We start from the raw sequence: 19,287 nt of genomic DNA, 5'->3' as shown, positions 1-19,287 counted from the left end.
TGGAGGATAAATGCAGCAGGCGGTATCGGGGATGACCCGGCGCAGTGGCGTGTCCCGGCGTGCTCTGCTGGGCATGGCCTGCATCTGGGCGGTAGCGCCTCAGGCCGTGCTGGCGGCGGCCGGGGCGCGCCCACGGCTGGTGACGCTGTTTCAGGGCGCCACGGATACTGCCGTGGCGCTGGGTGTCATGCCGGTCGGGGTGGTCGAGTCATGGCAGGACCCACCGGTGTATCCCTACCTTCGCGCTGCACTGTGTGATGCCACGCTGGTCGGGCTGGAAACCCAGCCCAGCCTTGAAGATATTGTCATGCTTCAACCCGACCTGATTGTGGCCTCCCGGTTTCGCCATGAAAAAATTGCGCCGCTGCTGACCCGGATCGCGCCGGTGATCATGCTGGAGGATGTCTATCGCTTTCATGACACGCTGGCGAGCATGGCCCGTGCCCTGGGGAAAAGGCCTGCCGCCGACTGGCTGGAAAGCCAGTACGCGGCGCGTATCGTGGCGCTCAGGGCACGCCTTGCCGTGACCCTGGCGCCGCACTGGCCGATGACCGTATCACTGATTGATGTACGTGCTGATCAGATCCGCAGCTACCTCCCGGCCAGTTTTGGCGGCGAGGTGTTATCGGCGCTGGGGTTTCGATGGAACGCAACCGCCCGTCAGGCGAGTGGTGTGATGCTCAAGCTGGGCGGTGTTGAAAGTGTGTCGGCCATTGATGCGTCACTTTTTTTCGTAATGCGCCACAGCAATTCGCCGGCCGTGACAGCTCATTATGAACGGTTGATTCATCACCCTCTGTGGCAACGCCTCGCGGCGCCGTGCCATGGTCAGGTGGTGCCGGTGGATACAGTCGCATGGAGCCTGTCCGGTGGCATGCTGGGGGTGTTTGCCATGCTTGATGACATCGAGCACTGGCTTGACCGGCGTGAGGTGCAGTCATGACGCGTCTTGTCATGATGCTGGTTCTGTTGCTGGCGAGTCTGTGGCTTAGCCTGATGGCGGGAGCGGTCTGGTACGGGCCGTCTACTGTCGGGCACGCGCTGTTGTCGGCGTCGCCTACCGATGTGCAGGGGCTGGTAATACGCACCACCCGTGTGCCGAGAACACTGGTGGCGCTGGTCGCCGGGGCCTGTCTGGCCGTGGCCGGCGGCGTCATGCAGACCCTGACCCGCAATCCACTGGCTTCGCCTGGGCTGTTGGGGGTCAATGCCGGAGCTCTGTTCGTGATGGTGATGCTGGTATCCCTCTGGCCTGGCGCGGGCGTTTCCCTGTGGTATGGCGGGGCCTTTGCCGGGGCGGCCCTGGCGGCCCTGTTGGTATGGGCCGTGGCCATGCGTGGACAGGCATCCGGGGGGCCGCTCAAGCTGGTGCTGGCCGGTGCTGCCATCACGGCGCTGTTTACCTCGTTCAGCCAGGCCATGCTGGTGATCGATCAGCAAGGCCTGGATACCGTCCTGTTCTGGCTGGCAGGGTCAGTGGCCGGGCGTCCGCTGGCGGAGGTTACCCCGTTGATGGGGGTGGCGCTGGTTGCACTGTTTGCCTGCCGGCCTCTGGCACGAAGCATGAATGTGCTGGCCGCGGGCGAGGCGATTGCTCGTGGCGTCGGCGTTGGTGTGGCGCGGCTGCAGCTGTTGATGGTGGTGCTGGTGATCCTGCTGGCCGGTTCCTCGGTGGCGATGGCCGGCAATATTGCCTTTGTGGGGTTGATCGTGCCGCATATTGCCCGACGGCTACTGCCGGTAGACCATCGTATCTGGCTGGCAGGGTGTGCTCTGATGGGGGCCACGCTGCTCCTGCTGGCTGATGTGATCGGGCGCACCGTGATACTCCCGCGGGAAATACCGATTGGTGTCATGACTGCCCTGATCGGCGCCCCCCTGTTTATTACGCTGGTACGCCGGCAGGGAGGTGGACATGGCCGAGCGTGACCTGACCCGAACGCCGGGATTTTCACGGCAGTGGTGCCGTGAGGGCAGCGGCCGTGTTGGTCTGGCGCTGCTGGTCGTGGTGTCAGTGGTGCTGGTGTCATTGTCACTTGGCAAGGTGGTATTAACGCCTGCGGCGCTGTGGGCGGCATGGGGAGCCCCGTCCACCCCGGCCGGCATGATTGTCACCGAGCTTCGTCTGCCACGCATCGTGCTGGCGGCGTTGGTGGGGGGAGCGCTTGGTCTGTCCGGCTGGCTGCTGCAGCAAGTGATGCGTAATCCTCTGGCTTCGCCGGATATCATTGGCGTAACCAGTGGGGCCAGTGCCGCGGCCGTCGGGTATATGGCGTTGCTGGGGGCAGGTTCTGGTATGCAGTGGTTGCCGGTCGCGGCGGTCGCCGGGGCCATTGCGACGGCACTGGGTATTTATCGGCTGGCATGGCAGGGCGGTGTGACGCCGATCCGGCTGGTGCTGATGGGAATCGGGGCCTCTGCAACGCTTGGCGCGCTGACGACGCTGGCACTGGTGCTCAGTCCACTGACCACGACGCTGTCGGCGTATGTCTGGTTGACCGGTAGTGTCTATGGTGCCCACTGGAGCACGGTGCGCACGCTGGCCGGCTGCTGCGCGCTGCTTCTGATGGTGCTGGTGCCGCTGATGCGTCATGTACCGTTGGCGCCTTTGAATGACGCATTGGCAACGGGACTTGGGGTGCGGGTACAGCGCCTCCGGGCCATGGTGCTGGCCCTGGCGGCGACGCTTGCCGGGGTGGCCATTGCCTGGGGAGGGGCATTTGCCTTTGTCGGGCTGGTAGCGCCTCATCTGGCGCGGCTTGTCTGCCGGCGACCGGGGCTTTCCCAGGGGGTACTGGCAGTATTGATCGGCAGCACGCTGGTCATGCTGGCCGATTTGCTGGGGCGCACCCTGTTTTTACCGCTGGACTTGCCGGCGGGGATTTTCGTGGCCGCCATTGGCGCGCCGTTTTTTCTGGGCCTTTTGTTGCGTGAGGTGCGCTAGATCATTATGGCGACCGTCTCTGCTCGTGCGCTGACGCTTGGCTACCAGCATCAGCGTATTCTGGATGAACTGGATGTGGTCTTGCCGGAAGGGCAGATATCCGTGCTGGTCGGCAGCAACGGCTGCGGCAAGAGCACACTGTTGAAGGCGCTGGCGCGCATGTTGTCGCCCTGGTCCGGGGAGGTGTGTCTGAACGGTGTCGATATCCAGACCCGCCCGACCCGGGAGGTGGCGCGGTTGTTGTCGCTGCTTCCCCAGCATCCGGTCGCGCCGGAGGGCATGACCGTACGACAGCTGGTCAGCCTGGGTCGCTACCCTCATCAGAGCTGGATCAATCAGTGGTCCCGTGAGGACGCTCGGCAGGTAGAGCGTGCCCTGACGCGTACCGGGCTGGTGGAGATGGCCGAACGTGGTGTGGACTCACTGTCCGGCGGGCAGCGCCAGCGCGCCTGGATCGCCATGGCGGTTGCTCAGGATACCCCCTTGATGCTGCTGGACGAGCCGACCTCCTTTCTGGATTTGACTCATCAGATGGAGGTGCTGGATCTGTTACGTGACCTTAACCGGCAGGAGGGCAAGACCGTGGTCATGGTGCTGCATGATCTCAATCTGGCCTGTCGTTACGCTGACCACATGGTCGCGGTATGCCGTGGCCGTGTGCATATTCAGGGGACGCCGTCCGAGGTCGTCACCCGTGAGCAGGTCAAGGAAGTGTTCGGGCTGTCATGCCGGATCATCCAGGATCCTTTCTTCCATACGCCCCTGTGTATTCCCTTTGGCAGGGATGCGCCGCCATGACGGTGTTGTACGGTGAGGTTGATACGGCGTTTCTGACCGGTCCGTTGCGCTTGATGCCTGCCACGCAGGCCGGGCCTCAGACCTGTACGGTGGATGCCTTCCTTGACCGTGACTACTGCGCTGAGATGCTGGATTGGCTGGGGCCGGTGATCGGCTCGCCCCGGCGACGCATCACGGCCTCCTTGCTGGCCAAGCGGTGGGCATTTTTGCTGACCGGGGCTGGCCTTTATGCGTTGTCGGCCTGTGATCGCGGGCTCGATGTGTCGCGGGACAACTGCCTGCTGGATCTCTCTCATGATGGCCAGTGCTGGGTGTCCTCCCTGCTGCTTCACGATACGGCGCTGTACGACTGGCCCGACCAGGCGCGGCCGTCCGCCCGTGAGCAGCTTGTGCATCGGCTCTTTGCCGGAGTAATGCAGCCGCTGTGGCAGGTGCTCACCGAGGTCAGTGGCGTGCCGCCGAGAATGCTGTGGGAGAACACGGCCGTTCGCGTGTACTCCCTCTATGAGCGGCGAATGAAGACCTTGCCCTCTGCTCGGGCGCAGGCAAGGCGTGACGCTGATTTCGAGTTTCTCCTGTCGGCCTCGCCGGCTGTATTCGGTCTGCCTTATAACCCGCTGGCGTATTTCCTTGGTGAGCGAACGCCGCTTGAGGCGGGTGGTTCGGTGCGTTTTCGCAAGACCTGCTGTCTTTATTTCAAGGCCACCTGCCCGCCGGAATACTGTGCTGCCTGCCCTTTGTTAAAGCCCCGGAGAGATCGACATGGCCTATGACCTTGCCCCGCGGAGCGACGGGCTTTCCCTGTCGGAGCGAGCAGCCTGGCAAGTGCTGGCGGCGTCTACGCTGGGGCACGTTACGCATGACGGCTATCTGGCTGAGGTTCGGCCACTGGGACGGCGCACCCGAATCTGCGGCAACGCCCTGACCGTGGAGGTCAATAATCAGGACAGCCGGATCCTGCGCGAGGCATTGATCATGGCCCGCGCCGGTGATGTGCTGGTCGTGCTGGATCATGACCGGGCGCAGGGGCTGGCCTGCTGGGGTGAATTGCGAACCCTGGCCGGGCTTGTGAAGGGGCTGGCCGGGGTGGTGATTTTCGGCTCGGTGACGGACGTGGCGGCGTTGCGCACGCTTGACCTGCCGATATTTCATCAGGGCATCAGTGCCTTGACGATCCATTCCGAGCGCCCATGGGGCCGTCTGAATCAGGTGCTTGAACTACAGGGCCGGCGCATTGCACCTGGGGATCTGATCTTCGGTGACGAGGATGGCGTCTTTGCCTTGCCCCCGGGCCGGGCGCGGTCGCTGCTTCCCGACGTTCAGGCCCGAGAAGCCGAGGATGCCCGTCGCCGCCAGGAGCTGATGCGTCGGTTTGGCGAAGACGGGGCGCCGGATCGGCCGGGCAATCTAGCGCGTGAGGACGACGTCGGGGCCGCGCAGGACGTTGATCAGCACCATCAGTGACAGCATGACGACGCAGCTGCCATACACGTAGACCACCGGTTCGAACCCCACGTACTGAATGGCCACCCCCGCGATCAGAGCGGGCAGGCTGGCTGACAGATAACTTGCCACATAAAATGCGGCCATTAATGATGACCGATCTTCCGGGGGTGCCAGCGGCATGACCGCGCGCATCGATCCCATGAACCCCGTACCAAAACCGACGCCAGCCACGGTAATGCCGGCCAGCAGCAACCAGGTGGCGTGCAGGTAAACACTGGCCAGTACGATCACCATACCTGTCGGCAGCAGGGTGCTGGCGACGCGAAGGATCCGGTCGGTCGGCAGCCCCCGCAGCCGCCATACACTCAGGGAGCCGGTCGCGGTCAGCAGGAAAATGACTAGCCCGCCGAGCATGGCGCTATCGTTGCCAGTGATGACCTGCACGAGGTGGGGGCCGAGAGACAAACTGAACCCGCCCAGGGTCCAGGACGCAATATTGGCCGGAATCACTCGGAGGAAGGTTGCACGTACCTCGACAGGAACATGCGCCCTGGGGCGCATCGAGCGCAGCGCTCCCGGGCGTGGCACTACATATTCCCGCCGATGACGAAGCCCCGCTATCTGCCAGGCAAACAGACCGATCATGACGATAAATACCAGCCGCAGCGGGTAAGGGGCGGTATCTGCCAGAATACTGGAGCCCAATGCCCCCAGCCCGGTGCCGAACAATGGCCCGGCGCTGGCCAGTACCGGGCCGCGCAGATGATCACTTTCGATGATGGCGGCTCCCAGGGCGCTGGTCACCAGACCAGTAGCAATGCCCTGCAGGGCGCGGGCCAGCAGCAGGGTATCAAGCCCCTGTGCCCCCCAGAAACAGGCCATTGCCACCACCTCCAGTATCAACCCGCCCAGCACGATCGGCCGTCGCCCCAGGTGGTCCGACAGGGCTCCGGTTACCAGAAGCGTCAGCAGCAGGGTAAACAGATAAGTGGCAAAGACGAGCGTGAGCATGGCTGTCGAGAAGTGCCACTGATGCTGATACAGCGGGTACAGGGGCGTAGGGACGCTGGAGGCGGCCACGAATGCGACCAGTACCAGGGTATAGAACATCAACTGACGAGGATCAGGCGTATCCCATGAATGGGTCGCACTCGGAGCGGTCATGGAGAACGTCCTTAAGGCTGACTTTTTGCGTTAGAATGCCGCCAGTGTAAGCCATTACGGGTTTAAAGCAATTATTTTGCGTTAGGAGGGGCGGCATGCGCACCACTACAGCAGTGCGACCCGGTGGGCGTAGCGCCCGGGTCCAGCAGGCAGTGCATGACGCTGTCAGGCAACTGGCCGATGAAGTCGAACGCGATCAGCTGACCATCCCCCTGATTGCCGAGCGCGCTGGCGTTACACCGTCCACCGTCTATCGTCGCTGGGGCAGCCTCAAGGAATTGATGGCTCACGTGGCTGCCGAGCGTTTGAAGCCCGAGGCAGAGCCGCAGGATACGGGGTCGCTGGCCGGGGACCTGCTGGCCTGGGCAGGGGAGTTCATGGAGGACATGGTGTCCCTGCCGGGACAGCAGGTGCTGGCAGATGCGCTCGGCAGTACGGATGCAGCGCTCAAGGGCCGCTGCCGGCAGTGGCAGTGTGATCAGGTGTCGCTGTTTCTGGCCCGTGCCCATGCCCGGGGAGAAATCGTCTCCTGCGATATCGACACCCTGCTGGATCTGATCATGGGGCCCCTGACCTATCGGTTGAGTTACGCACCCGATACAGTGTCCGAGTCATGGCTCAGGCGCTGTATTGCGCGGGCCCTGGGGAGCATGTGAGCCGCTGCCACGGACTGGTTCGATCCTCGTGGAGGATGCGATAGGTGAACTATATCGTTAGCATGCTAAGTTGCTATTGGGGTTTTGTTAGCATGCTATGTAAATTGGTGCCCAGAGAAATACATCACCTGATTACTGGAGTATCCAATGAACGTACGCCACCTTGTCGCGGCCCTGAGCCTTTCCATACTACCGATGGCAGCACATGCCAGTGCCATTACCGATCATGCCGGTCGAATTCACAGCGAGCCGTTGAGCACCCGCACCGCGCCTGCCTTCGAGTCAGTGGGGTATGCACCCATTCATGACATTCGCGGTACCAGTATCAGCATGGCCAGAACCCAGGCTTACCTGTCGCACGGTGTGCTCGATACGTCCCTGCCCGCCATGACCACCGATACGCCGGATGTGGGCCATCGCGCCGACTGGTAAGCCATGGTGTCAATACGCACGCCCCGCGCAGTGAAGCTGCCCGGGGCGTTTTGCGTGTCGGGGGCCTGTCATGGTCCGGCTGCGCGCAATCGCTCCGTCAGTTTCCGGAACTCTTCCTTGATCTGCTGATTCTTGAAGGTGGTGGTGGCCGGAATCTGCAGGTTGGACAGGGCCAGGAAGGTCTTCTGGCCTTCCCGAATCAGGCCGGATACCTGTGAGCTCAGGTTGACGGTGCGGTAGGTATTGACGGCCACCTGTGCCTCCTGCTGACTTCGTGCCAGTGACTGACGCACCCTGTCACGCTGCTGACTCACCAGACGGGTATACAGGGCGATGGCCTGGCGGGTCAGCTGGTTGGCCTCGATGTTGCCGGAAAGACTTGAGCGGTTGCCGCCCTGCTGAATCAGGGTCCGTGCCTGGGCAATATTGGCCTGGGCCTGGCGGTCAAACTCGGTCAGTACCGGCAGAATGTCCTGGTCCACATGATCGATGAACTGCTGCTGCATTCTCACTACCAGCTTGTGCAGGATCATGACCATGCCGTAATAGCGCCTGGCATAGGAAAGGTCTTCTCCGCTGTCTTCGGTCAACCGGGCCAGCTGGCCGGTAACGGCCTTGATGCTGGCAAAGACCGCACTCATCGACAGCACGTCATCACCCACGGCGGAGGAGAGCCAGGTATCGACTTCGGCAGCGGACAGGGTGACGCCAATGCTGTTCAGGGCCTCAGCCATCTGCTGCTCGATGGTGTCCATATCCTGTTGCCAGGCGCTGATATTGTCCTGACGCGCCTTGATCAAGAGCTCGTAGTCACCGCGAGTCGAGGCGGTAAATGTCTTGAGCATGTCGGTCGGGGTATAGCGGGTCAGCGTCGACACCTCGGTATCCGGCGCGGTCAGCCGTTTCTCCTTCAGCTCGGCAATGCGGGTGCGCTCGTCGGCAATGTGGTCTTCGAGCGCCCGGTACTGACGGCGCATGTCGACCAGCGTGGGCACGTCCAGGGTCTCCATGGCTTCGTCGATCAGCCTGTTCATGTCCGAGGTGGCCGAGGCCTGGTCACGGGCAAACCACTTGTCCCTTGGAAGGGTGCCGATCTCGTCAAAGTATGCCACTGCGTCCTTGAGCTGGCTGAATGCCTTGTCGCGATCAAAGAACGTGTCGGTATCGGCGTGAGCGATAGTGGTGAAACACGCCAGCACCAGGCCGGCCAACAGCGATTTATACATAAGCCCTCGATGTAAACAGGATAGGCCGCCCGACGGGCAGTCGGCGCATCATACGTGAGCCGCGAAGGGTGAACCATGCCTCGGCAGCTGTCAGCGTGATACATCGGCCAGCGGATACGCCAGCCCGAACAGGCGACCATAGCGAATATTGATATAGGCATGTTCACGCATCAGCATTTCGGCCCGGCTGCCTTCCCCGCCTCGCAGCGCCTGCACGATCAGTACGTGATGCTGCTGGGCCACTACCAGTTTCTGGTATTCCCGTTCGAGGTGGTCGCTGTCTACCAGCAATGAATCCGACGAGGCGAACGGCAGGTGATTGTTGCGGGCCAAAGCATCGGCAATGACATCACTTTGGGTTGCCCGCACGATCAGCCCGTGAAAGCGGGAGTTGACCCTGGCCCAGGTGGCCACGTCATCATGATTCAGATGGCCATTGGCCAGAACGGCCTGGCCGTCATCCAGACACTGCTCCAGAGCCGTCAGTACCTGGGGGGAGATACCCTGTTCGGCCAGTCGCCGGGCGGCAAGCCCTTCCAGCACGCTGCGCACTTCAATCGCGCACACAATATCCTGCTCGGTGAAGTGACGTACCTTGAAGCCGCGGCTTTTGACGCGTACCAGCAATCCTTCCTGCTCCAGAGTGCGAAAGGCCAGTCTGACCGGCGTGCGCGATACACCCAGTTCTTCGGCGACCTGCAGCTCGGCAATTCGTTCATCCGGGGGGTAATGACCCTCGCTGATCAATTTTCGCAGTCGAGCCACCACGCTTGAGTTGTCGCTCATGTCGTTCCTTTTCAGTGAGTTGCCGTTTACAGAATCAATGTGCCAATTATGGATCCAACCAAAGCATATATTGCCTTCAAAAGTGGTTATGGCGTGTACTTTGGATCCAATAAGAAAATAACTACCTGATACCGACCCCTGAGGAGTATGTCCATGTTCCCCCGAAATGCATGGTATGTCGCCTGTCTGCCCGATGATATCGAGTCCGGCCCGCTGGGCCGTACCATCTGCAATGAACGGATTGTCTTCTTCCGTGGTGAAGGCGGCAAAGTTGCTGCTGTGGAAGATTTTTGCCCCCACCGCGGTGCGCCGCTGTCGCTGGGATTTGTCCGTGACGGCGTACTGGTGTGTGGCTATCACGGCCTGGAAATGGGCTGTAATGGGCAGTGCAGCGACATGCCCGGGCAGCGGGTTCGGGGCTTTCCCTCCATCAAGGCCTATCCGGTCGAGGAGCGTTACGGGTTTATCTGGGTCTGGCCCGGTGACAGCGCCGCCGCAGACGCTTCGCTGATCCCGACCCTTGAGTGGGCGGACAATCCGGACTGGGCCTATGGCGGAGGCATGTATCACATCCAGTGTGGCGCTGAACTGATGATCGACAACCTGATGGATCTGACCCATGAGACCTACGTCCATGCCTCAAGTATCGGTCAGCCTGAAATCGAGGAGGCCGCTCCTGAAACCGTGGTCAACGGCGATGAAGTCATTACGCGTCGCACCATGGAAGGCATCATGGCGCCGCCGTTCTGGCAGGCTGCGCTGGAAGGCAACAATCTGGCCTCCGATGTGCCGGTGGACCGCTGGCAGATCTGTCGCTTTTCGCCGCCGACCCATGTGCTGATCGAGGTCGGTGTGGCCCATGCCGGCCACGGCGGGTATGACGCCCCGCCCGAGTACAAGGCGTCCAGCATCGTGGTGGATTTCATCACGCCGGAAACCGACACATCACACTGGTACTTCTGGGGCATGGCCCGTAACTTCAATCCGACCGACCAGGCGCTGACCGATCGCATTCGAGAAGGGCAGGGAAAGATCTTCAGCGAAGATCTGGAGATGCTCGAATCCCAGCAGCGCAACCTGCTGCACTGGCCTGACCGTAATCTGCTCAAGCTCAATATCGACAGTGGCGGCGTTCAGGCGCGTCGTGTGATCGAGCGCTTCATCAAGGAAGAAACCGCAGCGGCCGAAGGTCCCGCGGCATGAGGGAGCATGGCCACCAGCATTCGTCGGGAGATCTGTCATGAACGATACGTCACTGTCCCTGTTTGTGCGCGTCGAAAGAAAGTGGCGCGCTTCCGAAACCGTTGCCGGGTTTATCCTGGCGGATCCACACGGCCGGCCCCTGCCGGCCTTCAGTGCCGGCGCGCATATCGATGTGCGTGTCGGAGAGGGGCTGATTCGCCAGTATTCCCTGTGCAATACCGACACGGACCGGGACCAGTACCGCATTGCCGTGCTGCGTGAGCCATCGTCGCGTGGAGGATCCATCGGGATGCACGATACGCTGGAGGAGGGGGACCTGATCCAGATCAGTGCTCCCAAAAACCATTTTCCACTGGAACCCGCCAGACGTACGGTGCTGATGGCCGGCGGTATCGGCATTACACCACTGCTGTGCATGGCGGAACGTCTGGCCGGCTCGGACGCGGAGTTTGAACTGCACTACTGCGGCCGCACGCGACAGGCCATGGCCTTTCTGGAGGACATTACCCAGGCCGCGTGGGCCGACAGGGCGCACGTGTATATCGATGATGAGGGGACGCAGCTGTCGGTTGGCGAGGTGGCCGGGCCCCCTGATCCGGACACACATCTGTATGTGTGTGGCCCGGCCGGATTCATTGATCACGTGCTGTCGACCTGCCGAGCCGCCGGCTGGTCATCGGATCAGTTGCATACCGAGTATTTTGCCGGAGCGGCACCTTCTGCAGGCGATAGCGAGAGTTTCGAGGTTCAGGTTGCCAGCAGCGGTACGCGCTTTACCGTACCGTCGGATAAAACGGTGTATGAGGTGCTTCGCGATAATGGTATCGAGATCATGGTGTCCTGTGAGCAGGGCGTATGTGGTACCTGCATGACACGAGTACTGGAGGGAACGCCCGACCACCGGGATCTGTACATGGATGATGCGGAACATGCCGCCAACGATCAATTCACGCCCTGCTGCTCACGCTCGCTGACGCCGACACTGGTGCTTGATCTCTGACAGGGTGCCCTCGGCAACGCGACCGAGGGGCGATACCGCAAGTTCTACTCCTGCCAGACTCTGGCCAGCAGGGCCTTGAGGGTCTGGCGTTCGGTGCTGTCCAGGGCACTGAACCGGTCTTCCTCGTGCTCACGCGCCAGCGTGAGTGCTTCCTCAAGGGTTGTCACTGCGGTGTCGGTCAGGTGCAGGTGCGTGACGCGCCGGTCCTTCTCATCGTCCCTTCTTTCGATCCAGCCCCGCGCTTCCAGTTCGCCCAGGAGGGTGGCGGTATTGGCGCTTTTCAGCCCGAGCCGGCGGGTAATGTCGCTGGAGGTCAGTCCGGGCGCCTCGCGTAGCAGGCAAAGAATGCTGAAGGTCACCGGGCGCAGCCCCAGCGGCTTGAGCGTATCCACCAGGTGAGACGTGACAAGGGTACTCGTGCGCCGCAAATGGTAGCCGATCAGGCTGTTCAGTGTCGTTCCCTGCATGGTCGTGTCCTTGGGAGATCATTCAGTTGTTGTCTGCGGCTAAAGAATAACGCGTTGGCATTGACGGTGCAGTGTTTAATGTCGCATAAATAGCTATATGAAATAGTTAATTCCGCAATGGCGATGCCCTCTGGAGATGAAGATGCAAAACGAGCTTGTAACCTGTGACATCAAGGACCGCGTGGCCTGGGTTCGCTTCAACCGGCCTGAAAAGCGCAACGCCATGAGCCCGGCCCTGAACCGGGAAATGATGGAGGTACTGGATGAGCTTGAATTCAATGATGACGTAGGGGTTCTGGTACTGGGCGGAGAGGGCAGTGCCTGGACGGCAGGAATGGATCTGAAGGAATACTTTCGTGAAACGGAGCGTGAGGGCCTCAAGGGGGTACGGCGCTCCCAGCGGGAATCCTACGGGTGGTGGCGCCGGCTGCGCTGGTATCAAAAACCGACCATCGCCATGGTCAATGGCTGGTGTTTTGGTGGCGGTTACGGGCCGCTTTTCTCCTGTGATCTGGCCTTTGCCGCGGATGAGGCGCAGTTTGCCCTGTCCGAAATCAACTGGGGCATCCTGCCCGGGGGGGGCGCGACCAAGGTGGTGGTGGATCTCCTGTCGATGCGTGACGCCATGTACCACGCCATGACCGGTGAACTGATCGATGGCAAAAAGGCGGCCGAATGGAAGCTGGTCAATGAAAGTGTGCCTCTTGATCAGCTGGAAACCCGGGTGGCCGAGGTGGCCGCAACGCTGCTCGAGAAGAACCCGGTGGCCCTCAAGGCGACCAAGGATGCCGTGCGCCGCGTGGCTGACATGACCTACGACAACGCCGAGGATTATCTGGTGCGGGCGCAGGAAGCAGCCAATTTCTTTGATGGTGAAGGGCGGAAGGAAGGCATTCGTCAGTTCATCGATGAGAAAAGCTACAAGCCGGGACTGGGTGCCTACGACAAGTCCCGTCAGAAATAGCCCGCAGCCGGGGATGTCCCCGGCTCCTTCCCGCCACGGTGAGGCAGGTAGCATGTCAGAGTTCATGATGTCCGACCCGGTCCGGATGCACGGCCAGGGTCGTCCGCAACAACCAGCCTGTACGGATATGGCCACCGGACAGCACTGGTCCTGGAAAGAGTGGGATAACCGCATTCAACAGGCGATGACGGTACTGGTTGACGACCATGGCATTCGTGCCGGCGACCGTGTGGCCTTTGTGGCTCGTAACAGCGCCGATCTGCTGACGCTGCTGCTGGCACTGGAACGCATGGCCGCGGTAGGTGTACCACTGAATCATCGGCTGTCGCCGGCCGAAATCGGACAGATTCTGGCTGACTGTACGCCTCGGCTGGTCATTACGGATATTGCCCGCCCCCTGGCATGTGGCGCCGATGCAGGCTGGACGGAACGGCCCATGGAGGTGCTGCGCGAGGCCATGGATCGTGCCGCGCCGGCCCGGAACAGGCCGATGCCGCCGGGGGAGACGCTGGCGATGCTGGTGTATACCTCCGGCACCTCCGGGCGGCCCAAGGGCGTCGAGATTACCCGCAACAACATTTACGCCAATGCCATGAACTTTGCGGTGCTGGGCGAGACCTCCAGCAGCAGTGTGTCCCTGTGCGATGCCCCGATGTTTCATGTCATCGGTCTGATTCCCTGCCTGCGTTCGCCAATGCTGTTCGGTGGACAGGTGATCATTTCCCATCTGTTTGATCCAGCCCGGACCAATGACTGGTTGAGTGATCCGGCGCTCGGCGTGACGCATTACTTCTGTGTACCGCAAATGGCCATCCAGCTGCGTCGCCAGGATAATTTCGAGCCGGATCGCTGGCGTACGCTGAAAGGGCTATTCACCGGCGGCGCGCCCTGTCCGGCAGAGGATATTCGCTGGTGGCTGACCCGGGGCATCATGATGTCCAATGGTGTGGGCATGACGGAAACCGGCACCATCATGCACGTTCCGCTTGATCCGGAGCGGATCTGGACGCAGGCCGGGTCGGCCGGGCTGCCCGGGCCGCTGATGTCGGTGGCCATCGTGGATACCCGCGGAGAGGCGCTGCCGGATGGCGAGATCGGTGAAATACTGGTGCGGGGCCCGGGGGTCACACGTGCGTACTGGAAGCAGCCGGAAGTGACGGCAGCGGCCTTTACGCCAGAGGGCTGGTTTCGCACCGGGGATATCGGCTACCGCAATGAAGAGGGTTTCATTACCCTGTCCGGGCGCATCAAGGAAATGTATATCAGCGGTGGCGAGAATGTCTTCCCGGCCGAGGTCGAGGCGGTGCTGCTGGCCCATGAGTCGGTTCAGGATGCGGCGGTGGTGGGGATGCCAGATGAGCGCTGGGGTGAAACAGGCCATGCTCACATCATTCTTCATGCCGGTGTCGATATGCAGGAAAGCGAACCGGCGCTGCGCAGTCACTGTCAGGCACATCTGGCACGCTACAAGGTGCCTTCGCGATTTTCCTTTACCCGAAGTCTGCCCCGCACCGCCTCCGGCAAACTGCTTCGCTACCAGTTGCGCGAGGAGGATGACGCGGAGGATACCCCCCGCGACGATGATTGACAGGCCTTTCCTGGACCAAAGCGCTAGAGCTGCCTTATAGCGCGCCTCCCCCCCTGATGTGCCATTGTTGATACTGGCAGGCTGCCTTTACGATGAAGGCGCCTGCTGTCAGCATCCTGCCGCCCTGGCAGGTTGCACGAAAAATAAAAGCGACCGACGCGTTTCCGGACACGTACGGTGGCTGGGCAGGGGATGTCATGGAAACGTTGAACTCCGATGCGAAACACGGACGTTACGATGTTGTCATCATAGGAGGCGGAGCAGGAGGGATTTCTGTCGCCGCCAGCCTGTTGAAGCGTCGTTCTTCCCTTGATATTGCAATTATCGAGCCGTCTGAAACCCACTACTATCAGCCGGGCTGGACGCTGGTGGGGGCCGGCATCATCGATGTGGAGCGCACCCAGCGCGCCATGGAAGATGTCATGCCGAAGAAGGTTACCTGGTACCGGCAAAAGGCGCGCAGCGTCGCACCACGACGCGGGTGGGTGATTCTGGCCAGTGGCATGCGGCTTCATTATCGCTGCCTGGTGGTGGCGGTTGGCATGGTGATGAACTGGAAAGGGGTCGAAGGCCTCGAAGAGACACTGGGCGATCATGGCGTTACCTCCAACTATCGCCCCGGGCTTGCAGCCTATACCTGCTCGCTGATCACCTCCATGAATCAGGGGCGGGCCCTGTTTACCCAGCCAACGAGCACCATCAAGTGCGCGGGCGCTCCTCAGAAAGCCATGTACATGGCCTGCTCCAACTGGCTGTCCCGTGGGGTATCAAGCGGCATTGATGTGCACTTTCACAGCGGGCAGTCAGTGCTCTACGGGGTGTGCGAATTTGTGCCGGCCCTTGAAGGTTATATTCAGCATTACGATATCAATAACCACCTCAGTGATGCCCTGGTCGCCGTGGATGGCCCCTGCCAACGGGCATGGTTTCGCACGCAGACCAGTACCGGGGACCGGGAATATGATGTGCCCTTCGACATGCTGCACGTTGTGCCTCCCCACAGCCCTCCGTGGCTGATTCAGGATTCGGGCCTTGCCGACGCACATGGCTGGCTGGATGTGATGCCGGAAACCCTGCAGCATCGTTTTTTCGATACCATCTTCGGCATCGGTGACATCTGCAATACCGACAATGCCAAAACCGCGGCGGCCGTCAGGCATCAGGCCCCGGTAGTGGCTGAAAACGTGCTGTCCCGCTTGAAGGAACGACCGCTGAGCGCCTTCTACCACGGCTATGGCGCCTGCCCGCTGATGGTGGAGCATGGCCGTGCGATGCTGGCGGAATTCGACTACAACCGAAAACCGGTACCGGCCTTTCCTGCCTGGCTTGTCAACGGGAAACGCGCCAGCCGCCGCGCCTGGTATATCAAGGTGCACGTGCTGCCCTGGCTTTACTGGAATGGCATGCTGAAGGGTCACGAGTGGCTGGTGCAGCCGGAAGGGGAGCCATTGCTTCGTCACGACATGCCCTGAATCCGGCAGGTGCCCCCGCTGGCTGGCAGCGAGGGCAGGTGACTCAGGTACGTCGGCCATGGCGAACGGTCATTGCCAGCAGCACAATGGACAGCACGCATGCCCCCAGAAGCAGCATGAAGCCGCCATCCCAGCCGTAGGCATCCACGGTATAACCCACCATGGCACTGGCCGCGACAGACCCACCCAGATACCCGAACAGGCCCGTAAACCCGGCCGCCGTGCCGGCAGCCTTCTTCGGCACCAGTTCAAGGGCGTGCAGCCCGATCAGCATGACCGGACCGTAGATCAAAAAGCCGATCGCGATCAGGCAGAACATATCCAGAATGGCGTGGCCTGGCGGTGTCAGCCAGTAAAGGGCGGTAAACACCGTGACCAGTATCATGAAGAAAATCCCGGTGGCAGCCCGATTCCCCTTGAACAGCTTGTCCGACATCCAGCCGCACAGCAGAGTACCGGGAATGCCGGCCCACTCGTAAAGAAAATAGGCCCAGGATGACTTGTCGACCGTGAAGTGCTTCACCTCCTGCAGGTAGGTCGGTGCCCAGTCCAGGATGCCATACCGCAGCAGATAGACAAAGACATTGGCCAGCGCGATGTACCACAGCAGGCGATTGTTCAGGATATGCTTGACGAAAATATCGCGGGTCGAAAATTCCCGCTCATGGGATTCGTCGTACCCGTCGGGGTAATCGTTCTTGTACTGCTCGATCGGCGGCAGGCCGCAGGTCTGTGGCGTATCACGCATGGTCAGAAAGGCAAACACCGCCACGCCCAGTGCCACCATGGCCGGCATGTAAAAGGCCGAGTGCCAGTCGTTGTACCAGGCCATGCCAAGGATGAACAGCGGGCCGATCAAACCGCCCCCGACGTTATGGGCGATGTTCCAGGTCGATACGATGCGTCCGCGTTCATGCTGCGACCACCAGTGAACCATGGTGCGCCCGCAGGGCGGCCAGCCCATGCCCTGCACCCAGCCATTGAGAAACAGCAGGACAAACATGATGGCGATACTGGAGGTTGCCCAGTCGGTAAATCCGAACAGCAGCATGATCACGGCCGACAGTATCAGACCGGTCGGCAGGAAGATGCGTGGATTGCAGCGGTCGGACACGGCCCCCATCAGGAACTTGGAGACGCCATAGGCAATGGACACCCCTGCAAGGGCCACCCCGAGGTCGCCTCGGGAATAGCCCTCTTCCACCAGATGCGGGATCGCCAGGGTGAAATTCTTGCGAACCAGGTAATACCCGGCATAGCCAAAAAAGATACCGGCAAAAATCTGCCATCGCAGACGACGATAGACCGGGTCTATCCTGTCCTCAGGCAGACGAGGGGCTGCTGCCCCGGATTTGAAAAATGACAGCACAGACACCTCGGTGGGCAGATGGTTCGTCAACGTGGGGAGGCCTGGCGTTTTCGATTTCGAACACGGCAGGTGTCATTAAAATGTCATATTCGAGCAATGTGCGCTGCTGCACTTTCGTATGTACTGTACAAGCGAACATTAATGACGCATTGGCAGGTCTGATCGGAGAAGAGACATGATCAAGGTTCACCATCTTGAAAACTCGCGTTCCCAACGCGTGTTGTGGCTACTGGAAGAGCTGGAGCTCGATTACGAGCTGGTGGTATATCAGCGGGATCCCGTGACCATGCGCGCCCCTGATACGCTCAGGCAGGTTCACCCGCTCGGCAAGTCACCGATCGTTGAAGACGGAGATGACATCATCGCCGAATCAGGTCCGATCATCGAGTATCTGACGGAACGTTATGACACCGGCCACACCCTGACGCCGGCCCCGGGGACAAGCGCCTTTCGCGATTGCCGTTACTGGCTGCACTACGCCGAAGGCTCGGCCATGCCGCCGCTGGTCATGACACTGATCTTTTCCCGCCTGGATAAAAAGCCGGTACCGCTGATACTGCGCCCGGCCGGGAAAATGCTGGCGGATGGCATCACGCGGACCTATCTGAAGCCGGATATTCAAAACCACCTGGATTTCTGGGAAAGAAGCCTGGCCACGACCGGTTATTTTGCGGGTAACCGCTTGAGTGTGGCGGATATTCAGATGAGCTTTCCGGTCCTGGCGGCGGCGTCGCGAATCGGTATCAGCGGGCGCCCGGCATTATCGCAATGGATTACCTGGCTGCGTAGCCGGCCGGCCTGGCAGCGCGCCGTCGAAAAGGGTGGCCCCTTCGCCTACTGAAGGGGCCTTCAGGGTGGAACCGTTTGCGGTTGGCGCATTACTGCGAGGCAGGGCTGTCGGCAAGGGCGTCCTGCAGGTAATCCGCCAGTGCCTGCACTGCCCGCGCCGACTGGCGGTGGCGGGGGTAAAGCGCATGAAGGGCACTGGCCCGGGGCTGCCATGGCGTCAATACCTGACACAGCTCGCCGGTGTCCAGTGCATGGCGGGTAATGAAGGTCGGCAGATGAGCAATACCCAGTCCGGCCCGAGCGGCTTCCAGTACGATTTCACCGTTATTGGTGCGCAGTGGCCCGGTTACCCGCTGGTGCACGCGACGACCGTGCTGTTCAAATGTCCACTCTATCTGACGCTGATGGCCGTACAGCAAACAGGCATGATCTGCCAGATCATCCGGCGTGTCCGGCTGACCATGGCGTGCCAGGTAGTCGGGGCTGGCGCAGGTGATCAGCTGCATGGTGGCCAGCCGTCGAGCAATATGACTGGAGTCTGCCAGCTCGCCGATGCGGATGGCCATGTCGTAGCCTTCGGCAACGATATCCACCAGCCGGTCGTTCAGATCCAGCTCGATGGTGATCAAGGGGTGCTGCTGCATGAAACCGGTCAGCAGTGAACCCAGGTGCAGGGTGCCAAAGGTCATGGGGGCGCTGATGCGAAGAACGCCGCGTGCCAGCGCGCCCTGACCGGCCACGGCGTCAAAGGTATCATCCACGTCAGCCAGAATACGGCGAGCGCGATCAAGCAGGGTCAGGCCCAGTTCGGTCGGTGTCAGCTGGCGGGTTGTGCGGTTCAGCAGCCGCACGCCCAGAGCATCCTCCAGCGCGATGGTGCGCCGGCTGATGTATTGTTTCGATACGCCTTCACGTTCGGCGGCGCGGGTAAAGCTGCCTTCTTCGATCGTGGCGACAAACAGGCGAAGGTCATCCAGTGTCAT

At 61.2% G+C, this 19,287-nt stretch carries 20 protein-coding genes; 14 read left to right on the top strand and 6 right to left on the bottom strand.

The genetic code is table 11. The features are described from left to right. Window positions 1-10: 10 nt before the first annotated feature. The 6 genes from OQ287_RS11015 to OQ287_RS10990 are packed head-to-tail and all read left to right on the top strand — an operon-like array spanning window position 11 to window position 5,206. A complete protein-coding gene (locus OQ287_RS11015; protein ID WP_265896444.1) occupies window positions 11-943 on the top strand; it encodes an ABC transporter substrate-binding protein in 933 nt (310 codons plus the stop codon). Continuing rightward, complete coding sequence (locus tag OQ287_RS11010) at window positions 940-1,929, top strand: FecCD family ABC transporter permease (RefSeq protein ID WP_250939301.1); 990 nt, start codon at window positions 940-942, stop codon at window positions 1,927-1,929. The genes OQ287_RS11015 and OQ287_RS11010 overlap by 4 nt, the downstream gene beginning before the upstream one ends. After that, the gene (locus OQ287_RS11005; RefSeq protein ID WP_265896443.1) at window positions 1,916-2,944 is read left to right on the top strand and encodes a FecCD family ABC transporter permease; all 1,029 of its coding nucleotides are present in this window, start codon (window positions 1,916-1,918) and stop codon (window positions 2,942-2,944) included. The genes OQ287_RS11010 and OQ287_RS11005 overlap by 14 nt, the downstream gene beginning before the upstream one ends. A 6-nt stretch (window positions 2,945-2,950) precedes the next feature. Then, a complete protein-coding gene (locus OQ287_RS11000) occupies window positions 2,951-3,742 on the top strand; it encodes an ABC transporter ATP-binding protein (RefSeq protein WP_265896442.1) in 792 nt (263 codons plus the stop codon). Beyond that, complete coding sequence (locus tag OQ287_RS10995; RefSeq protein WP_265896441.1) at window positions 3,739-4,515, top strand: IucA/IucC family C-terminal-domain containing protein; 777 nt, start codon at window positions 3,739-3,741, stop codon at window positions 4,513-4,515. Before OQ287_RS11000 ends, OQ287_RS10995 begins: the two co-directional genes overlap by 4 nt. After that, the gene (locus OQ287_RS10990) at window positions 4,505-5,206 is read left to right on the top strand and encodes an RraA family protein (protein ID WP_265896440.1); all 702 of its coding nucleotides are present in this window, start codon (window positions 4,505-4,507) and stop codon (window positions 5,204-5,206) included. The genes OQ287_RS10995 and OQ287_RS10990 overlap by 11 nt, the downstream gene beginning before the upstream one ends. On the opposite strand, the gene OQ287_RS10985 is transcribed toward OQ287_RS10990, so the two are convergent. After that, window positions 5,150-6,352 (bottom strand): MFS transporter, encoded by a 1,203-nt coding sequence (locus OQ287_RS10985; RefSeq protein ID WP_265896438.1) that lies wholly within the window; start codon window positions 6,350-6,352, stop codon window positions 5,150-5,152. The two genes, OQ287_RS10990 and OQ287_RS10985, sit on opposite strands and share 57 nt — an antisense overlap. 95 nt (window positions 6,353-6,447) lie before the next feature. Here OQ287_RS10985 and OQ287_RS10980 point away from each other — a divergent pair, with 95 nt between their 5' ends. Together OQ287_RS10980 and OQ287_RS10975 are read left to right on the top strand one after the other, a co-directional pair. Then, window positions 6,448-7,008, top strand: a complete 561-nt coding sequence (locus tag OQ287_RS10980) for a TetR/AcrR family transcriptional regulator (protein WP_250939307.1) — start codon at window positions 6,448-6,450, stop codon at window positions 7,006-7,008. Between the two features lie 147 nt (window positions 7,009-7,155). After that, window positions 7,156-7,440, top strand: a complete 285-nt coding sequence (locus tag OQ287_RS10975) for a hypothetical protein (RefSeq protein WP_250939308.1) — start codon at window positions 7,156-7,158, stop codon at window positions 7,438-7,440. A gap of 68 nt (window positions 7,441-7,508) precedes the next feature. On the opposite strand, the gene OQ287_RS10970 is transcribed toward OQ287_RS10975, so the two are convergent. Both OQ287_RS10970 and OQ287_RS10965 read right to left on the bottom strand, forming a co-directional pair. After that, window positions 7,509-8,666 (bottom strand): hypothetical protein, encoded by a 1,158-nt coding sequence (locus OQ287_RS10970; RefSeq protein ID WP_250939309.1) that lies wholly within the window; start codon window positions 8,664-8,666, stop codon window positions 7,509-7,511. 90 nt (window positions 8,667-8,756) lie between these two features. After that, the gene (locus OQ287_RS10965) at window positions 8,757-9,452 is read right to left on the bottom strand and encodes a GntR family transcriptional regulator (RefSeq protein WP_250939310.1); all 696 of its coding nucleotides are present in this window, start codon (window positions 9,450-9,452) and stop codon (window positions 8,757-8,759) included. 153 nt (window positions 9,453-9,605) lie between these two features. Between OQ287_RS10965 and OQ287_RS10960 the strand changes: the two genes are divergently transcribed. Both OQ287_RS10960 and OQ287_RS10955 read left to right on the top strand, forming a co-directional pair. Continuing rightward, window positions 9,606-10,655: an aromatic ring-hydroxylating dioxygenase subunit alpha gene (locus OQ287_RS10960; protein ID WP_265896436.1), complete on the top strand. Its 1,050-nt coding sequence runs from the start codon at window positions 9,606-9,608 to the stop codon at window positions 10,653-10,655. Between the two features lie 37 nt (window positions 10,656-10,692). Further along, a complete protein-coding gene (locus OQ287_RS10955) occupies window positions 10,693-11,655 on the top strand; it encodes a PDR/VanB family oxidoreductase (RefSeq protein WP_250939315.1) in 963 nt (320 codons plus the stop codon). A gap of 44 nt (window positions 11,656-11,699) precedes the next feature. Here the strand turns inward: OQ287_RS10955 and OQ287_RS10950 are convergent, their stop codons facing one another. Beyond that, window positions 11,700-12,122: a MarR family winged helix-turn-helix transcriptional regulator gene (locus OQ287_RS10950; protein WP_250939317.1), complete on the bottom strand. Its 423-nt coding sequence runs from the start codon at window positions 12,120-12,122 to the stop codon at window positions 11,700-11,702. 142 nt (window positions 12,123-12,264) lie between these two features. Here OQ287_RS10950 and OQ287_RS10945 point away from each other — a divergent pair, with 142 nt between their 5' ends. The 3 genes from OQ287_RS10945 to OQ287_RS10935 all read left to right on the top strand — a co-directional run bounded on the left by OQ287_RS10945 (window position 12,265) and on the right by OQ287_RS10935 (window position 16,146). Further along, window positions 12,265-13,086, top strand: coding sequence for a p-hydroxycinnamoyl CoA hydratase/lyase (locus tag OQ287_RS10945; protein ID WP_250939319.1), 822 nt, complete (start codon window positions 12,265-12,267; stop codon window positions 13,084-13,086). 52 nt (window positions 13,087-13,138) lie between these two features. After that, window positions 13,139-14,674 (top strand): AMP-binding protein, encoded by a 1,536-nt coding sequence (locus tag OQ287_RS10940; protein ID WP_250939321.1) that lies wholly within the window; start codon window positions 13,139-13,141, stop codon window positions 14,672-14,674. Between the two features lie 197 nt (window positions 14,675-14,871). Further along, entirely contained in the window at window positions 14,872-16,146 is a 1,275-nt protein-coding gene (locus OQ287_RS10935) for an NAD(P)/FAD-dependent oxidoreductase (protein WP_250939322.1), read from the top strand. Between the two features lie 43 nt (window positions 16,147-16,189). Here the strand turns inward: OQ287_RS10935 and glpT are convergent, their stop codons facing one another. Next, entirely contained in the window at window positions 16,190-17,545 is a 1,356-nt protein-coding gene (gene glpT / locus OQ287_RS10930) for a glycerol-3-phosphate transporter (protein ID WP_265896434.1), read from the bottom strand. A 145-nt stretch (window positions 17,546-17,690) separates the two neighbouring features. Between glpT and OQ287_RS10925 the strand changes: the two genes are divergently transcribed. Then, complete coding sequence (locus OQ287_RS10925) at window positions 17,691-18,356, top strand: glutathione S-transferase (protein WP_265896433.1); 666 nt, start codon at window positions 17,691-17,693, stop codon at window positions 18,354-18,356. A 37-nt stretch (window positions 18,357-18,393) separates the two neighbouring features. Here the strand turns inward: OQ287_RS10925 and OQ287_RS10920 are convergent, their stop codons facing one another. Further along, window positions 18,394-19,287 carry a LysR family transcriptional regulator gene (locus tag OQ287_RS10920; protein ID WP_250939326.1) on the bottom strand — a complete coding sequence of 298 codons (894 nt, stop codon included), beginning with the start codon at window positions 19,285-19,287 and terminating at the stop codon, window positions 18,394-18,396.

Origin of the sequence: Larsenimonas rhizosphaerae (assembly GCF_026240105.1) — a bacterium.
GTDB classification, from domain to species: Bacteria; Pseudomonadota; Gammaproteobacteria; order Pseudomonadales; family Halomonadaceae; genus Larsenimonas; species Larsenimonas rhizosphaerae.
Note: the sequence above shows the minus strand (reverse complement) of the source record. Positions and strands in the feature narration are given on the sequence as shown.

Bases quoted from the DNA above. Each gene is read 5' to 3' on its own strand.
- OQ287_RS11015 (WP_265896444.1), top strand. From the start codon at position 11: ATGCAGCAGGCGGTATCGGGGATGACCCGGCGCAGTGGCGTGTCCCGG.
- OQ287_RS11010 (WP_250939301.1), top strand. From the start codon at position 940: ATGACGCGTCTTGTCATGATGCTGGTTCTGTTGCTGGCGAGTCTGTGG.
- OQ287_RS11005 (WP_265896443.1), top strand. From the start codon at position 1,916: ATGGCCGAGCGTGACCTGACCCGAACGCCGGGATTTTCACGGCAGTGG.
- OQ287_RS11000 (WP_265896442.1), top strand. From the start codon at position 2,951: ATGGCGACCGTCTCTGCTCGTGCGCTGACGCTTGGCTACCAGCATCAG.
- OQ287_RS10995 (WP_265896441.1), top strand. From the start codon at position 3,739: ATGACGGTGTTGTACGGTGAGGTTGATACGGCGTTTCTGACCGGTCCG.
- OQ287_RS10990 (WP_265896440.1), top strand. From the start codon at position 4,505: ATGGCCTATGACCTTGCCCCGCGGAGCGACGGGCTTTCCCTGTCGGAG.
- OQ287_RS10985 (WP_265896438.1), bottom strand. From the start codon at position 6,352: ATGACCGCTCCGAGTGCGACCCATTCATGGGATACGCCTGATCCTCGT.
- OQ287_RS10980 (WP_250939307.1), top strand. From the start codon at position 6,448: ATGCGCACCACTACAGCAGTGCGACCCGGTGGGCGTAGCGCCCGGGTC.
- OQ287_RS10975 (WP_250939308.1), top strand. From the start codon at position 7,156: ATGAACGTACGCCACCTTGTCGCGGCCCTGAGCCTTTCCATACTACCG.
- OQ287_RS10970 (WP_250939309.1), bottom strand. From the start codon at position 8,666: ATGTATAAATCGCTGTTGGCCGGCCTGGTGCTGGCGTGTTTCACCACT.
- OQ287_RS10965 (WP_250939310.1), bottom strand. From the start codon at position 9,452: ATGAGCGACAACTCAAGCGTGGTGGCTCGACTGCGAAAATTGATCAGC.
- OQ287_RS10960 (WP_265896436.1), top strand. From the start codon at position 9,606: ATGTTCCCCCGAAATGCATGGTATGTCGCCTGTCTGCCCGATGATATC.
- OQ287_RS10955 (WP_250939315.1), top strand. From the start codon at position 10,693: ATGAACGATACGTCACTGTCCCTGTTTGTGCGCGTCGAAAGAAAGTGG.
- OQ287_RS10950 (WP_250939317.1), bottom strand. From the start codon at position 12,122: ATGCAGGGAACGACACTGAACAGCCTGATCGGCTACCATTTGCGGCGC.
- OQ287_RS10945 (WP_250939319.1), top strand. From the start codon at position 12,265: ATGCAAAACGAGCTTGTAACCTGTGACATCAAGGACCGCGTGGCCTGG.
- OQ287_RS10940 (WP_250939321.1), top strand. From the start codon at position 13,139: ATGTCAGAGTTCATGATGTCCGACCCGGTCCGGATGCACGGCCAGGGT.
- OQ287_RS10935 (WP_250939322.1), top strand. From the start codon at position 14,872: ATGGAAACGTTGAACTCCGATGCGAAACACGGACGTTACGATGTTGTC.
- OQ287_RS10925 (WP_265896433.1), top strand. From the start codon at position 17,691: ATGATCAAGGTTCACCATCTTGAAAACTCGCGTTCCCAACGCGTGTTG.
- OQ287_RS10920 (WP_250939326.1), bottom strand. From the start codon at position 19,287: ATGACACTGGATGACCTTCGCCTGTTTGTCGCCACGATCGAAGAAGGC.